This window comes from Rhizobium sp. FG113, from assembly GCF_057809895.1.
This window is the reverse complement of record NZ_JBMDKV010000014.1, coordinates 22,953-38,349: the sequence shown is the minus strand read 5'-3', so window position 1 is coordinate 38,349 and position 15,397 is coordinate 22,953. Positions and strand designations below refer to the sequence as shown.

Genomic DNA, 15,397 nt, shown 5'->3' with positions numbered 1-15,397 from the left:
CGCGCTTCTTCATAAAGAAGCAAAGCCATGGAGTTGTTGAATGCCGAGCCTGTTCCGATTTCTCGCCATATTGGCGGTCATCGCCGGAGCGATATACGGAACGATGTGGGCGCTCGTGACTTTCGTCGAGCCGAAGGAGCGCGACGTGACGATCCGCATTCCATCCGAGCGGATCAACCCGCCCGCCACCGGCGCGATCAGCCCGGCGAAGAAGTAACGCGATGAGGGATCTCAGCCGCGTTCAGGTCGAGTCCTTTCTCGAAATGATGAGCGCCGAGCGGGGTGCCGCGGCCAATACGCTTTCCTCCTACGAGCGCGATCTCGACGATCTTCATTCCTTCCTGAACGGCAGAAGCGTGCGGCTGACCGAGGCGGCGTCCGCCGATCTCTCGGCCTATCTGGCATCGCTTGCCGCGCAAGGCTTCAAGCCCTCGTCGCAGGCCCGTCGATTGGCGGCGATGCGGCAGTTCTACAAGTTCCTCTATGCCGAGGGGCTGCGCACCGACGATCCGACCGGCATTCTCGACGCGCCGAAGAAGGGGCGGGCGCTGCCGAAGACGATGGGTATCGACGAAGTCGGGCGGCTCTTGGAAAAGGCCGAAGAGGAGGCGCAGGACGAGGCGCCCGGGCAATTGCAGCGGTTGCGCATGCTGGCGCTGCTTGAACTGCTTTACGCCACCGGCATGCGCGTCAGCGAGCTGGTGTCGCTTCCCGCCCGCGTGCTCGATCAGGAAGGGCGCTTTCTGATCATTCGCGGCAAGGGCAACAAGGAGCGGCTGGTGCCGCTGTCGCAATCGGCGATCGCAGCGCTGAAGCTTTACGGCCGGATGCTGGCTGAGGAGGCGGCAAAAGCCGAAAATCCACAGGAAAGCCCGTGGCTGTTTCCGGCGGCGTCGAAAGAGGGGTATCTTGCCCGGCAGGTCTTTGCCCGCGACCTCAAGAACCTGGCGATCCGGGCGGGGCTGACACCATCGATGATCTCGCCGCACGTGATGCGGCACGCCTTTGCCAGCCATCTGCTGGCCAACGGCGCCGATCTGCGCGTGGTGCAGGAACTGCTTGGCCATTCGGACATTTCCACCACGCAAATCTACACGCATGTGCTGGAAGAAAGGCTCCAGCAACTGGTCCAAACGCATCACCCCCTTGCCAAACAGGCGAAAAAGCAGGATTAGGACCGGCGACAAGGGCAGCCAAAAGACAAATGCCCCGGGCACAAGGAACGGAAACGCACCTCATGCACAATTATCTCGACTTCGAAAAGCCGATCTCCGACCTCGAAGGCAAGATCATCGAATTGAAGAAGATTGCCTCGGAAGACGAGAGCATCGACACATCCGATGAAATCGGCAGGCTCGAAGTTCGTGTTCGCGAAGCGACGGTCGAAATCTATTCGAAGCTCAACGCCTGGCAGAAGACCCAGGTCGCGCGTCATCCGCAGCGGCCGCACTTCGTCGATTACGCCAAGACGCTGTTCCAGGAATTCACGCCGCTGGCCGGCGACCGCAAGTTTTCCGAGGATGCCGCGATCCAGGCAGGTCTGGCACGCTTCCGCGGCCAGCCTGTTGCCGTCATCGGCCAGGAAAAGGGCAACGACACGAAGAGCCGCCTGAAGCACAATTTCGGCAGTGCGCGCCCCGAGGGCTACCGCAAGGCGATCCGCGTGCTTGAGATGGCCGACCGCTTCGGTCTGCCCGTCATCACGCTGGTCGATACGGCAGGCGCCTATCCCGGCGTCGGCGCCGAAGAGCGCGGCCAGGCGGAAGCCATCGCCCGCTCGACGGAAATGTGCCTCGGCCTCAAGGTTCCGATCATCTCCGTCGTCATCGGCGAAGGCGGTTCGGGCGGTGCGATCGCGATCGCGACCGGCAACCGGGTCTACATGCTCGAACATGCGATCTACAGCGTGATCTCGCCTGAAGGTGCAGCCTCCATCCTGTGGCGCGATTCCGCGCGCGCCAAGGAAGCGGCCACCAACATGAAGATCACCTCGGACGACCTGAAGGCGCTCGGGATCATCGACGGCATCATCGGTGAGCCGCTCGGCGGCGCGCATCGCGATCCTGACAGCGTGATCGCATCGACCGGCGATGTCATCGCCAATGCGCTCGGCGAAATGGCAAGCCGCACCGGCGAGCAGATCCGCAACGATCGTCGCCAGAAGTTCCTGAACATGGGCCGCAACCTCTAAGGGGGGCTGCGAAGCAGGCTTGGGGGAGGCCGCGGATTGCGGCCAAACCTTGGCCACATTAGTGTTATCAATAGCTTTTGTGCTTGCGGGGGTCGTGGGTGCGCGGCATGGTCGTTAAGGTTTTATAAACCAGATTGGGCCAATGATTCGCTTCACTTCGAACCCGTTCAACGGATTGGGTCGCATCTCGTAATTGGGCTAGATTGAATGCGCTTTCGTCATTTTGCCTATGTTTCCCTGATGGCGCTGGCTTTGGCCGGCTGCAACGACGCGTTGGAAACCACGCAGATCGACCTGTCCAAGGTCAAGAACAAGGTCGAACAGCCGCTTCCGCCGCGCATCCTCAACGAAATGGCCGCCAAGAGCATGGATCGCAATTCGCCGATCCTGATCCGCATCTTCAAGGAAGAAGGCCAGCTCGAGATCTGGAAGGCGAAGACGGACAACCGTTACGACAAGATCGCCAGCTACAAGATCTGCGCCTGGTCGGGCCGTCTCGGTCCCAAGGTGAAACAGGGTGACCGGCAGGCGCCGGAAGGTTTCTACAACCTGACCAAGGCGAACCTGAACCCGAACTCGAAATATTATCTCGCCATCAATACCGGCTTTCCGAACCGCTACGACGCCGCCAACGGCCGCACCGGCACGGATCTGATGATCCACGGCGCATGCTCGTCGTCGGGCTGCTATTCGATGACGGACGAGCAGGTGCTCGAGATCTACGCTTTCGCACGCGACGCCTTCAAGGGCGGCCAGACGGGCGTGCAGCTGCAGGCCTTCCCGTTCCGGATGACGGCCGAGAACATGTTCAAGCACCGGATGAACGAGAACTTCGATTTCTGGAAGATGCTGAAGGTCGGCTACGACAATTTCGAAGTCACCAAGCGTCCGCCGGAAGTGAACTTCTGCGAGAAGAAATACGTCTTCAACCAGCAGTCTTCGGGCGCGTTCAATCCTGGCGGCAAGTGCCCCGAGATGTCGACGCCGCCGGCGCTGACCGCAGCGCTCGCCTCCTACGACAAGACCTATGAGCTGGCCTACACCAAGGCGTCGAAGGAATTCGACGGCATGGCGTGGTACGATCCTTCGGAAGCCGAGCGCAAGGCCGTCGTTGCCAAGCAGCGCAAGGGCCGCGAGCTCGCCTATGCGCCGACCGGCACTTCGCTGGAAGCCGGCAAGATGATGAAGGTCGCCGATCTCGAAGGCATGGCGGCCGCCAAGACCGCGACCACGGTTGCGGCCAACACGGTAACCGGCTCGACACCCTCAGATGCCACCGCTGGCGTGAAGACCGCGGATGCCGCGATCGTCAACCCGGCATCCGTGCCGGTGCCGACGCCGAACCCGATGGAATCCGCTCCCACTACCGCGACGGCTTTCGCGCCTGTCGAGCAGCCTGAATCTGTCGAGGTCGCCTCCAAGAAGCCGTTCTGGAAGTTCTGGGGCCGGGATTGATCGCGCGTGAGCGCCACTTCCTACGATCTGCGCGGGCTGAAGTGCCCGCTGCCTGTCATCAAGACGCGCAAGAAGATGTCGTCGCTGCCTTCAGGCGCAACGATCCGTGTCGAGACGACCGATCCCTTGGCGGGGATCGATATTCCGCATTTTTGCCATGAGGATGGTCACGAGCTGATCGAGACCGAGAAGACCGAGAGCGGTCACCGCTTCCTGATCCGCAAGCGATAGCTCTAAAAACGCATTCCGGGAATCGCTAGCGGGTTGTCGTTGAGGGCCGTGCGGTCGGCGGTGTCGATGCGCGGCTTGCCGATAAAGGCGTCGAACAGGTCCTTGACGAAGGCTTCCGGCAAATCCTTGGTGATCAGCACCATGCGGGTGCGCCGGTCTTCGGGATCCGGCCAGGCGGGCAGGCGGATCGGCGGGTGGAAGATGCTCTGCACGCCATGCAGTACCAGCGGCCGGTCGGGACGATCCGACATCGCGACGATCGCCTTCATCCGCAGCAGCTTTTCGCCATGGGCCGAGCGCAGGAGATCGACGAACATGTCGAGCGCCATCGGATCGATCGGCTTGTCCTCGACGATCGAGAAGGAGCGGATCGAGGCGTCGTGACGGTTGATGTCGTGCGCGTGCTGATGGTGGTGATGGTGGTCATCATGATCATGGTGGTGATGTCCATGATCGTGGTGATGATGCCCGTGATCATGCCCATGGTGGTCATGATCATGACCGTGACCGTGGGCGTCTTCGTCACGCAGCCAGCGGCCGACATCGGCGCTCTTGGTGGCGGGATCGTAAATGCCGTTGACGAGGGTGGCGGCGGTGCCGGTTTCGGCGTCGTCCGCGTCCATCAGGGCGGCGCGTGGGTTGAGCGCGCGCAGGCGGGCTTCGAGCTTTTCCAAGATAGCGGGAGAAGCCAGCGTCTTCTTCGAGATGATCAGGCGATCGGCGACGGCGGCCTGCTTGACGGCTTCCACGTGGTTGTCGAGCGTCTGCAGCCCGTTGGCGGCATCGACGACGGTGACGACGCCATCGAGCGAGAAGCTTTCGGCGATGATCGGATTGCCCATGATCGCCTGCATGACCGGCGCCGGATCGGCAAGGCCCGTGGTCTCGACGACGACGCGCTTTACCGGCTTGACGCGGCCGGTTTGGATGGCGTCCATCAGGTTGGCGAGCGTATCCACAAGTTCACCGCGCACGGTGCAGCACAGGCAACCATCCGACAGCTCGATGATCGCGTCGCCGGAGCTTTCGACAAGCAAATGGTCGATGCCGACATCGCCGAACTCGTTGATGATCACGGCGGCGTCCTTCATGGCCGGATCCTTGAGGATGCGGTTCAGAAGGGTCGATTTGCCCGCGCCGAGAAAGCCGGTGAGGATGGTGACCGGAATGCGATCCGCAACTGCGCTCATGCCTGTATGCCTTGGATGTATTTATGCCTTGGAGGTCTGTAAGCCTTAGAAGCCAGATGTCGGGCGTGGTGTCGGGATCGGCACATTGGCGATGTCGCCGACGCCATCAGTCGTCGCCAGCTTTTCAGGCTGCGGCTCGTTCTGGCCGGGGATCAGGCCGGCATAGACGAAGTTCGGCTCGTGGTCCATTTCCTGGATATAGGGCGAGTGGATCTTCATGCGGCCCACCTCGTCGCGCGTTTCGCTGCGGATCTTGGCGCCCTTGGCGCTGCAGATCTCGGCCGTGAGGTCGGCGACTTCCTGGGTTTCGCCATAGGGCTTCAGCGAGCCAAGCGTGTCGGTGCCTGTCGGCTGCGTGGTGAAGCCGCGCTGCAGCATGTCGGCGGAGGCGTCCGCACGGGCGGCAAGGCTATCGGTGCCGAGCACGACGGAAACGAGCGTACGGCCGTTGCGGGTGGCCGAGCTGATCTGGTTGAAGCCCGATGCGCAGATGAAGCCGGTCTTCATGCCATCGGCGCCGGCGAAGCGGCCGATCAGCATGTTGATGGCGGGGATGTTCTGCTTTCCGGTCGTGATCCCCTCCAGCGAGAAGTAGCTCGCATATTGCGGGAAATCGCGGCGCAGCGCGACCGACAGGATGGCGAGATCGCGCGCCGTCGTGTACTGGCCCTTGCCGGGCAGGCCGTTCGGATTGACGAAGTGGGTGTCGCTCATGCCGAGCTTGGCGGCTTCGGCGTTCATTCTGAGAACGAAGGCGTCCTGCGTGCCGCCGACTGCTTCGGCGACGGCGACCGCGATATCATTGGCGGACTTGACGATCAGGATTTTCAGCGCGCTGTCGAGCGTCAGCTTCTGGCCCGGCTTGAAATACATCTTGGCCGGCGGCTGGGCGGCGGCGGTCTTGCTCATGACGATCGGCGTATCGACGCTGATCTGGCCGGAGCGGATCGCGTCGAAGGTGGTGTAGATGGTCATCAGCTTGGTCAGCGAAGCCGGATACCACTTGCGGAAGGCATCCTCATGCTCGAGCACGCGGCCGCTCTGTACATCGACCAGGATATGCGGATTGGCATAGGCCTGCGACGTCGCGGAAAAAGCGATGGCGGCTGCGGAAGCGGCGATGGTGATCGGCCGCAAGGCGGCAAGCAGGCGTTTCTGGCGCGTCGACACGGTTTGTCCTTAAAGATGTCCTGATGTCTCGAAAGTTTCCCCTATTTAACGTATATGGCCATGACATGGCAAAGGTCATTGTCTAACTTATTTGCGAGCCGTGGTATCAATCCCGTTATTGCCGCCGTTTTCGATTTTCAGCAGGGAAGCAAGCATGCCGATTTTGAACAGAGCCGCCGAACTTCAGGACGAAGTGACCGAGTGGCGCCGGCACATTCACGAGCGGCCGGGCCTGCTCTACGCGGTGGAGGAGACGGCCGCCTTCGTGGCTGAAAAGCTCAAGGAATTCGGCGTCGACGAGATCGTCACCGGCATCGGCCGCACCGGCGTCGTCGGCCTGATCAAGGGCAATGGCGCGGGATCGCGCACGATCGGCCTTCGCGCCGACATGGACGCGCTGCCGCTCACCGAAATCTCGGGCAAGCCATGGGCATCGAAAATAGCGGGCAAGATGCACGCCTGCGGCCATGACGGCCACACGGCGATGCTGCTCGGGGCCGCGAAGTATCTGGCCGAGACCCGCAATTTCAACGGCAATGTCGCTGTCATCTTCCAGCCGGCGGAAGAAGGTGGCGCCGGCGGCGACCTGATGGTCAAGGACGGCATGATGGAGCGCTTCGGCATCCAGGAGGTCTACGGCATGCACAACATGCCCGGCCTGCCCGTCGGCCATTTCGCCATCCGCAAGGGGCCGATCATGGCCGCGACCGACGAGTTCACCGTCACGGTCAAGGGGCGCGGCGGCCATGCGGCGCAGCCAAACCGCACGATCGACCCGATCGCGATCGGCACGCAGATCATCACCAACCTGCAGATGATCGCATCCCGCAATGTCGATCCGCTGCGCTCGGTCGTGGTGTCGGTCACCAAGTTCAATGCCGGCTTCGCGCATAACGTCATCCCCAACGAGGCGACGTTTGCCGGCACCGTGCGCACGCTCGACGAGGCCGTGCGCGATCTCGCCGAGAAGCGCTTCCGGCAGATCGTTGCCGGCGTGGCCGAGGCGCATGAAGCGGAGGCCGATATCCATTTCCAGCGCAACTATCCCGTCACATCCAATCATGCGAACGAGACGGAGCATGCGACGGCGGTGGCGACCGACATCGCGGGTGCCGGCAACGTCAATCCCGATATCGATCCGATGATGGGCGGCGAGGATTTCTCCTACATGCTGAACGCCCGCCCCGGCGCCTTCATCTTCATCGGCAATGGCGATACCGCCGGCCTGCACAATCCGGCCTACGACTTCAACGACGACGTCATCAGCCACGGCATCTCCTACTGGGTGCGTCTGGCCGAGCAGCGGCTGGGCGAATGATCGGCTGATATCGAAGACCCGGGTCTCCCGGGTCTTCCCCGCATCGCGCACGACGCGGCGGAGCCCGGCCAAGGCCGTGGCAAGAGATTGAATGTACAGGAAAATGGTGTCCACGAGAGGATTCGAACCTCCGACCCCAGGATTAGGAATCCTGTGCTCTATCCTGCTGAGCTACGTGGACAACGTCCCCTGCATAGCTTGACTGCCCGTGTCGATCAACAAGCTTTTGACGACATTCTCCTCTTCGCCATGCCTCACCTGTCCAATCCTGCGTTGGTCCGTTCGGTGTCACTGACCCGAGCGATGTCGGGCAAACGCAAATTTTGGGCAGCTGTCTCATCGGGGGACGGTGTTGCGTCATGGCGGGACAGGGTCATGTTGCGATGCAAAAATCGCGTTAACAGTGAGATTTATTAGTTTTGCACAACCATAGAAAGAGCAAGCTCTCGTCACTGTTGTGATCCATGTTCGGGACATCACTGCCCCAGTTTCATGCGATCGAGAGGCCATTTGTCCCAATTCAAGGCGAAAACATCCGCGCCGTTTCTGATTTCCGCCGTCTCGTCCGTGCGGGGCACGCTGATCGGGATCGGAATGACGAGCTGCTTCATCAATATCCTGGCGTTGACCGGCTCGTTCTTCATGCTGCAGGTCTATGACCGCGTCATTCCCGCCCGCAGCCTGCCGACGCTGGTCGGGCTCGGCATGATCACGCTGACGCTTTTCGCCTTCCTGGGGCTGCTCGAGCTTTTGCGCTCGCTGGTGCTTGCGCGGCTGGGGCAGTCGATCGACGAGCGTTTCGGGCCGATTGTCTTCCGCTCCTTCGCCACCGCGCCGTCGCGGCGCAGCGTCGAGGAAAACGGGCTGCAGCCGATGCGCGATATCGACATGGTGCGCGGCTTTCTCTCCGGGCCGGGGCCGACGGCGCTGTTCGACCTGCCCTGGATGCCGTTCTATCTCGGGCTTTGCTTCCTGTTTCATGTCTGGATCGGGGCGGTGGCGCTGGCAGGGGCGCTTGTTCTCATTTGCCTGACCATCATCGCCGAGATCCGCACGCGGGCGCCGACGCAGGCCGCGGCGCGGATCGGGCTGGAGCGGACGGCGCTTGCGGAAGCCACCCGCCGCAATGCCGAGACGGTGGCGTCGATGGGTTTCGCGCGGCGGCTGGAGGAGCGCTGGTCGGCGATCAATCTGCGCTACCGCGACACGCAGTTTAAGGCGACCGGTATCACCGTGTCGCTGTCGACACTGTCGCGCGTCGTACGGCTGGTGCTGCAGTCGGGCGTGCTGGCTGTCGGCGCCGTTCTCGTCATTCGCCAGGAGGCGACGGGCGGGATCATGATCGCAAGCTCGATCCTGATCAGCCGAGCGCTGGCACCTGTGGAACTGGCGATCGGCCAGTGGCGGGGCTTTGCGGCTGCGCGCCAGAGCTGGGCGCGGCTTCTTCGGTTGAGCGAGGCGGATGAGGTCAGCGACCCCGATGTGCGGCTGCCTGCGCCGGTCAAAGGGCTGAAGGTGGAGAACCTGCATCTTTCGGCACCCGGTTCGGCCGTGCCGCTGCTGCGCGGCATCTCGTTTGAAGCCAGGGCCGGCGAGGCGATCGGGATCGTCGGGCCGAGTGCATCAGGCAAGTCGTCGCTGGCGCGCGGGCTGGTCGGGATATGGGCGGCGCGCATGGGCGCGGTGCGGCTCGACGATGCGTCGCTATCGCAATGGGAGCCGGAGGCGCTGGGGCGGCACATCGGCTACCTGCCGCAGGAGATCGGGCTCTTCGACGGAACGATCGCCGACAATATCGCCCGGTTTGATCCGACGGCCTCGTCGGATGCCGTGATCGCGGCCGCAAGGGCCGCGGGCATCTATGAGATGATCGTGCGGATGCCCGATGGCTTCGATACCGAGATCGGCGAAGAGGGGGCGGTGCTTTCCGCCGGACAGCGGCAGCGGCTGGCACTGGCGCGCGCGCTTTACGGCGATCCCTTTCTCGTCGTGCTCGACGAGCCGAATGCCAATCTCGACGCCGAGGGCGATGCGGCGCTGACCCGCGCCATCGAGGGCGTGCGGGAGCGCGGCGGGGTGGTGATCGTCATCGCGCACCGGCCGAGCGCGCTTGCCGGTATCGACAAGGTGCTGGTGCTGGCCGAGGGCCAGGTGCGCGGCTTCGGGCCGAAGGAAGAAGTGCTTGGGAGGCCGGTGGCGGCGGTGTCGGCGGCGTTCTCGCCAGTGCGCTTCGGGCGGGTGAGCGAGGGGAGGGCGGCGCGATGAAGTCTCTTGCAAATGGTGCGGGCGCACCGATCGCCGAACGGGCCATCCGGCGGCTGGCGCTTGTGGCGCTGGCGGCGGTTATCGTTCTCGTCGGCGTGCTCGGCAGTCTCGCGGCGACCGTCCATCTCAACGGCGCGGTGATCGCCTCGGGCACACTCGTCGTCGACAGCTACGTGAAGCCGATCCAGCATCTGAAGGGCGGGACGGTCGGCGAGATCCTCGTTCGCAATGGCGATAAGGTGGAGGCGGGGCAGGTGCTACTGCGGCTCGACGACACGCAGGCGCGGGCGACGGTTTCGATCGTCTCGCGGCGCCTGCGGCAGCTGGCTGCGCGAACGGCACGACTATCGGCCGAGCGGGACGGGCGGGAGACGTTTGCGTTTCCCGATCTTGTGAAACAAGCGCCCCCGGAGGAGCGGGAGACGCTGATGCAGGGCGAGCAGCGGTTGTTCGAAGACCGGCGGGCTTCGCTTAGCGGGCAGGTGGCGCAGCTGCGCGAGCGCATCCGCCAGCTCGGCCAGCAGGCAGATGGCCTGGTGGCGCAGCAGGACGGCAAGCGGCAGGCGATCGAGATCATCGGCAAGGAGCTGGCGAGCCTCGAGCCGCTGCTGAAGCAGGGCATCATTCCGGCAACGCGTGTCTATGCGCTGCAGCGCGACGCGGCTGATCTCACCGGCGAGCTCGGTAACCTCGTGGCGTCAGCAGCCGAGGTGAAGGGCAAGATCGCGGAGACCGAACTGCAGATCATCCAGCTTGGCGACGACAGGCGCAGCGAGGTCTCGGACCAGCTGCGGCAGGCGCAAAGCGATACCGGCGAATATGCCGAGAGGCTGGTCGCGGTCGAGGACGATCTCAAGCATATCGATATCCGCGCGCCGCAGGCGGGCATCGTTCACCAGCTTTCGGTGCATGCACCCGGTGCCGTGGTGCAGGCCGGAGCGGCGATCATGGAGATCGTGCCCGATGGCGACGCATTGACGCCCGATCTCAGGCTTTCGCCTGGAGATATCGATCAGGTCGCGGTGGGCCAGGTAGTGGTGTTGCGGCTGTCTGCCTTCAACCAGCGCACCACCATGGAGCTCAATGGCCGTGTGGAGCGCATCGCGGCCGATCTCACCACCGATCAGAAAACCGGCCAGAGCTACTACGGCGTGCGCGTTCATATCGAGGACGGCGAATGGCGAAGGCTTGGAAAGCTGACGCCGGTGGCCGGCATGCCGGTGGAGGCTTTCATCGAAACGGGGGAACGAACGGCGCTGGCCTATCTCGCCAAGCCGTTCACCGATCAGGCGGCCCGTGCCTTTAGGGAGGAATAAGGGCTTTCAGGGAGGAATAAGGGGCCTGTGCCTGATGGCGTCTGGGAGGAGGCGCGTCGGGCAAGGGAGGAGCGTTCGGCCATCAGGGCATCGTGTGGATGCCCTTGGCAATGTTTCAATCACGAAAACCCTAGGAGATGAACCATGCCACAGTCGATTCAGAACGCAGTCGGCACAAGCCTGTTCTACAGCGGCGCTTCAACCGCCTGGCTGTCGGCGACAGGATCCGGACCGGTGCTCAACGGCACAGCCGGCAATGACAGCATATGGGGTGACAGCTCGGTCAACGTGACCATGCAGGGCGGTGCGGGTGACGACATCTATTATCTCTACTCCGCCATCAACCGCGCGGTCGAAGAGCCGGGTGGCGGGATCGATACGATCAACACCTGGATGAGCTATACGCTGCCTGAAAACTTCGAGAACCTGACGGTAACAGGCGCCGGGCGTTATGCCTTCGGCAACAGCGCCGACAACATCATCTCCGGTGCCGCGGGCAGCCAGACGATCGATGGCGGCGCGGGCAACGACGTGCTGATCGGTGGCGGCGGGGCGGATACCTTCCTCTTCACGCGCGGCAATGGCAGCGACCTCATCGTCGATTTCAGCAGCGACGACACGATCCGCTTCAACGGCTATTCGCTGACGAGCTTCGATCAGGTTGTCAGCCACTCGACACAGGAAGGGGCCAACCTCCGGATCGATCTTGGCGGTGGCGAAAGCCTCGTGCTGGCCAATACGACTGCTTCGGCGCTGCATGCCGATCAGTTCCAGCTGACGCTCGATCGCTCGGCGCTGACGATGACCTTCGCCGACGAGTTCGACAGCCTGTCGCTCCATAGTGGCGGTCAGGGAACCTGGGATGCCAAGTTCTGGTGGGCGTCCGAGAAGGGCAGTACATTGCCCGATAACGCCGAGGAGCAATGGTACATCAACCCGTCTTATGCCGGCACGGCGTCGGTCAACCCATTCTCCGTTCATGACGGCGTGCTGACGATCACGGCGGCGCAAACGCCGGCGGCGCTTGCAGGCCAGCTCGAGGGCTTCGACTATACGTCGGGGATGCTCAACACCCACTCCACCTTTGCGCAGACCTACGGGTACTTCGAGATCCGCGCCGACATGCCGACTGACCAAGGTGTCTGGCCGGCCTTCTGGCTGCTGCCGGAGGACGGCTCCTGGCCGCCGGAGCTCGACGTGGTGGAAATACGCGGGCAGGACCCCAACACCGTTCATGTGACGGCGCATTCGGCGGCGAGCGGCAGCCATACGATGGACCAGACGGCGGTCAATGTCGCGAGCACCGAGGGCTTCCATACTTATGGTGTGCTCTGGGACCAGGACCAGATCGTCTGGTACTTCGACGATGTGGCGATCGCCCATGCGGATACGCCTGACGACATGCACGACCCGATGTACATGATCGTCAATCTTGCCGTCGGAGGGATTGCCGGATCGCCGGCGGATGGTCTGCCCAATGGCTCGGAAATGAAGATCGACTACATTCACGCCTATTCGCTTGCCGACAGCCCGGTTGCTTCAACCGCGCATACGGCGACGGACGACTGGCAGACCTGAGGCGGTCCTGTCGGATGCTTTCGGATACGGGCGCTGAGATGCGCCCGTATTTTTTGGTCCGCTTTTTTGGGAACGATGAAAGCCCTCTGTCGTTGACCCCATGTCGATACGAAAGAAGGAGAAGCATCATGAAAGCGAAACTGATCGCGGCATCGATCCTGGCACTTGGTCTGGCAACAGGCGGGGCAATGGCCCAGTCAAACCCGAGCCCGGCTGGATCGACGATCGGCAGCAGCACGGTCGATAGCGGCGGTGGCGCAAACGCGGATGCTCCGAATACGACTGGAACATCGCCAACGGTGGTCGATCCGAACGCCACCTACAGCACTACCCCCGGCACGATGAGCACGGGGCCGAACACCAATACGACAGGGACCGTCGACCGCACGCGCTGCCCGGCGCAGCCGATGCCGGGTACGACCGCCGCCCAGGGCGGCAATAGCGGCGCTTCCGAGAGCGAGGCATGCCCTGACTTCAAGTAATCATCGCATTGCGATCAAGGATCCCGGCGCAGCCCGGGGTCCTTTTTTGTGAGCTGAAACCGGCAACGCACATTGTTTACGAAGACAAGAACGCGTGATGACGGTGGAACAACAGGCGATGACAGGGATTTATTCAGGCGCCGCCCGAATGGTGCCCGAAATCAGCCAGAAATCGGGATGCATGTAGCGAATCAAACCCCACACATTTGCTTTTGAGCATTTGTTAATTTTGTTCATACAGCCGGGGTTGGTAAGTTATAACAAGGCACTATGTTTTTCGTCAGGATACTAAGGAGACCACAATGAACAAGACAATCGCATCGATCGTCGCAGCAGCCTCGCTGGCTCAAGTCTTCGCTACTTCGGTGGCGGCAGCGGATCTCGTGACGACTTATGAAGAGCCGGATCAGCGCGATGGCGTCAAGATCGGCGTTCTGACCTGCGACGTCGGCGGCGGTGTCGGCTACGTCTTGGGTTCGGCGAAGTCCGTCGATTGCGTCTTCAACGGTACGCGCGGCTCCGTCGATCACTACAGCGGCACCATCCGCAAGATGGGCGTCGACCTCGGCTTCACCACGCGCGGCCGTCTCGTCTGGGCAGTCTTTGCTCCGACCGCCGGCTATCATCGCGGTTCGCTCGGCGGCCTCTATCAGGGCATCACCGCTGAAGCCACGCTTGCTGGCGGCGTCGGCGCCAACGTGCTGTTCGGCGGCACGGTTGGCTCGATCCAGCTGCAGACCATCAGCGTCACCGGCCAGCTTGGCCTCAACGTCGCTGCAACCGGCACCTCGGTTACGCTTACGCCTGCCGGCTGATTTTAGCATTTGATTTCAATGGAAAAGCCGTCCCGTCAGGGGCGGCTTTTTCGTTTCGTGGGTGCCGTGTGGGTGGCTCATTTCGGGAAAGGAACCTACAGCCGATCGTCGCGTTGTTCTGGTCAAAGGAGACCAAGCTCATGACCATGAAACTCTCGATGCTCGCGGTTGCCTATCTCTTGATCGGCGGCCTTCTCATCGCCGTCAGCTATCAGCCGAGCGGCCCCATTACGACGCAGAAGACCGATCGTGTCGCCACTGGCTTCCTGACGGAACGCTTTGCCGGCTGATCGCTCAGACGGCTTCGCCAAGGTTGTCGAGCACGGATTGGGCGACAACGATGCGGTTGCGGACCGTGTGGTCGCTTGCCGTCGTCTCGGCGACGATGATGGCACTGGCGAGGTCCGCCTTGGTCGCGACCAATCCGGTGAGAACGATTTCATCTTGCTCGACTGACACCGCGATGTGCGAGGCGTCGAAGCCGCTGGCGACCGCCAGCGCGGTGGATACATCCGCCTTCAGCGCCGCTTCTTCGCTCATATCCGTCTTTCGTGAGGACGGTGATATTTCGTAACTTGCCATCTCATGCCTTCCTTCCTCCCATCCGATTAAGAAACCTTTCGTCGCCGGCGTCGCGTGCGCGGTCACCAACTGACCCGGTAGTTCAGGTTGATGCTTCCCGAGCGGGTGGAGGAGCCAGGATTGCTGATTGTTGCGCTCAAATTAAGGTCGGGGAGGATCAGCTGGTTCAGCGCCAGCGAACTCGTCACATCGCCATTGAAGCCAGACACCGTAGCGGCGGCCGAAAACGAGGTTCCTGTCCAGGGCTGGATCAGCTTCAGCGCCTGCGAGGTATCGACAAATGTCTGGCGGGTGTCGACGGCGTCGTAACGGACCTGCACGAAGCGGGTCGAGACCATGTCCAGCGAATCGGAAAAGATCCGGCTGCGGGAGCGGCTGAGCATCAGTGCGCCGCTGCCCCGCAACGTGTCGATGCGCACGCTGGCGGACCGCTCGGCGCGGGCTGCAGGCGTGACGCTGACCTTGGTGATCTTGCCCCAGAGCGAGGCCTGTTCGGAGCCGCCGAGCAGCACGCCGCCCTTCGATGCCGCGAGGCCGATATCGGCGCCGGCGCTGGTTTCCCATTCGGCCGGCAGGCGAAAGCCCATCGTTGCCTTGTAGGATCGTTCGGACACTTTCACGGGTGTCCAGATGACGAGGTTTTCTGCGTGGACGCGCGGTGCGAATGAAATGAGCGCGGCGGGCAGAAGCAATAAACTGCTTGTCGCTTTCATGGCCATTTGTCCCTTCGTAACGGTCAGGGTCTTCTGGTCGATGCGGGCTTGAAGCGGAAACGCACGAAAGCGCGCAGGATTTCGCCTTGCA

At 62.5% G+C, this 15,397-nt stretch carries 16 protein-coding genes and 1 tRNA gene; 12 read left to right on the top strand and 5 right to left on the bottom strand.

Annotation, left to right across the window (positions count from 1 at the left end; translation table 11 throughout):
- The first annotated feature begins 40 nt into the window (after nt 1-40).
- The 5 genes from ACODTZ_RS25445 to ACODTZ_RS25425 all read left to right on the top strand — a co-directional run bounded on the left by ACODTZ_RS25445 (nt 41) and on the right by ACODTZ_RS25425 (nt 3,877).
- Nucleotides 41-217 (top strand): hypothetical protein, encoded by a 177-nt coding sequence (locus ACODTZ_RS25445; RefSeq protein WP_018901565.1) that lies wholly within the window; start codon nt 41-43, stop codon nt 215-217.
- A gap of 4 nt (nt 218-221) precedes the next feature.
- Nucleotides 222-1,175, top strand: coding sequence for a site-specific tyrosine recombinase XerD (gene xerD, locus ACODTZ_RS25440; RefSeq protein ID WP_489029092.1), 954 nt, complete (start codon nt 222-224; stop codon nt 1,173-1,175).
- A 62-nt stretch (nt 1,176-1,237) separates the two neighbouring features.
- Nucleotides 1,238-2,191: an acetyl-CoA carboxylase carboxyltransferase subunit alpha gene (locus tag ACODTZ_RS25435; protein ID WP_018901567.1), complete on the top strand. Its 954-nt coding sequence runs from the start codon at nt 1,238-1,240 to the stop codon at nt 2,189-2,191.
- A gap of 207 nt (nt 2,192-2,398) precedes the next feature.
- On the top strand, nt 2,399-3,646 hold the full coding sequence (locus tag ACODTZ_RS25430) for a L,D-transpeptidase family protein (RefSeq protein WP_112943791.1): 1,248 nt from the start codon (nt 2,399-2,401) through the stop codon (nt 3,644-3,646).
- A 6-nt stretch (nt 3,647-3,652) separates the two neighbouring features.
- Nucleotides 3,653-3,877, top strand: a complete 225-nt coding sequence (locus ACODTZ_RS25425) for a sulfurtransferase TusA family protein (RefSeq protein ID WP_111564860.1) — start codon at nt 3,653-3,655, stop codon at nt 3,875-3,877.
- A 2-nt stretch (nt 3,878-3,879) separates the two neighbouring features.
- On the opposite strand, the gene ACODTZ_RS25420 is transcribed toward ACODTZ_RS25425, so the two are convergent.
- Entirely contained in the window at nt 3,880-5,067 is a 1,188-nt protein-coding gene (locus tag ACODTZ_RS25420) for a CobW family GTP-binding protein (protein ID WP_489029089.1), read from the bottom strand.
- A 45-nt stretch (nt 5,068-5,112) separates the two neighbouring features.
- Nucleotides 5,113-6,237 carry a D-alanyl-D-alanine carboxypeptidase family protein gene (locus ACODTZ_RS25415; protein ID WP_489029087.1) on the bottom strand — a complete coding sequence of 375 codons (1,125 nt, stop codon included), beginning with the start codon at nt 6,235-6,237 and terminating at the stop codon, nt 5,113-5,115.
- A gap of 154 nt (nt 6,238-6,391) precedes the next feature.
- Between ACODTZ_RS25415 and ACODTZ_RS25410 the strand changes: the two genes are divergently transcribed.
- Nucleotides 6,392-7,555, top strand: a complete 1,164-nt coding sequence (locus tag ACODTZ_RS25410; RefSeq protein ID WP_489029085.1) for a M20 aminoacylase family protein — start codon at nt 6,392-6,394, stop codon at nt 7,553-7,555.
- A gap of 104 nt (nt 7,556-7,659) precedes the next feature.
- Here the strand turns inward: ACODTZ_RS25410 and ACODTZ_RS25405 are convergent.
- Nucleotides 7,660-7,736 (bottom strand) — tRNA-Arg (locus ACODTZ_RS25405).
- Nucleotides 7,737-8,047: 311 nt separating this feature from the next.
- On the opposite strand from ACODTZ_RS25405, the gene ACODTZ_RS25400 reads away from it, so the two are divergent.
- The 6 genes from ACODTZ_RS25400 to ACODTZ_RS25375 all read left to right on the top strand — a co-directional run bounded on the left by ACODTZ_RS25400 (nt 8,048) and on the right by ACODTZ_RS25375 (nt 14,301).
- Nucleotides 8,048-9,820 carry a type I secretion system permease/ATPase gene (locus ACODTZ_RS25400; protein WP_489029083.1) on the top strand — a complete coding sequence of 591 codons (1,773 nt, stop codon included), beginning with the start codon at nt 8,048-8,050 and terminating at the stop codon, nt 9,818-9,820.
- Entirely contained in the window at nt 9,817-11,136 is a 1,320-nt protein-coding gene (locus ACODTZ_RS25395) for an HlyD family type I secretion periplasmic adaptor subunit (RefSeq protein ID WP_489029081.1), read from the top strand. Before ACODTZ_RS25400 ends, ACODTZ_RS25395 begins: the two co-directional genes overlap by 4 nt.
- Before the next feature lie 144 nt (nt 11,137-11,280).
- The gene (gene eglC / locus ACODTZ_RS25390) at nt 11,281-12,714 is read left to right on the top strand and encodes an endo-1,3-1,4-beta-glycanase EglC (RefSeq protein WP_489029079.1); all 1,434 of its coding nucleotides are present in this window, start codon (nt 11,281-11,283) and stop codon (nt 12,712-12,714) included.
- A gap of 128 nt (nt 12,715-12,842) precedes the next feature.
- Complete coding sequence (locus ACODTZ_RS25385; RefSeq protein WP_047508517.1) at nt 12,843-13,196, top strand: hypothetical protein; 354 nt, start codon at nt 12,843-12,845, stop codon at nt 13,194-13,196.
- A gap of 302 nt (nt 13,197-13,498) precedes the next feature.
- Complete coding sequence (locus tag ACODTZ_RS25380) at nt 13,499-14,011, top strand: DUF992 domain-containing protein (protein ID WP_489029077.1); 513 nt, start codon at nt 13,499-13,501, stop codon at nt 14,009-14,011.
- A 140-nt stretch (nt 14,012-14,151) separates the two neighbouring features.
- Entirely contained in the window at nt 14,152-14,301 is a 150-nt protein-coding gene (locus tag ACODTZ_RS25375; protein ID WP_181459346.1) for a hypothetical protein, read from the top strand.
- A 4-nt stretch (nt 14,302-14,305) separates the two neighbouring features.
- Here ACODTZ_RS25375 and ACODTZ_RS25370 read toward each other — a convergent pair whose 3' ends face one another.
- Complete coding sequence (locus tag ACODTZ_RS25370) at nt 14,306-14,551, bottom strand: BON domain-containing protein (RefSeq protein WP_489029075.1); 246 nt, start codon at nt 14,549-14,551, stop codon at nt 14,306-14,308.
- Nucleotides 14,552-14,655: 104 nt separating this feature from the next.
- Nucleotides 14,656-15,306 carry a hypothetical protein gene (locus tag ACODTZ_RS25365; RefSeq protein ID WP_489029073.1) on the bottom strand — a complete coding sequence of 217 codons (651 nt, stop codon included), beginning with the start codon at nt 15,304-15,306 and terminating at the stop codon, nt 14,656-14,658.
- Nucleotides 15,307-15,397: the final 91 nt, after the last annotated feature.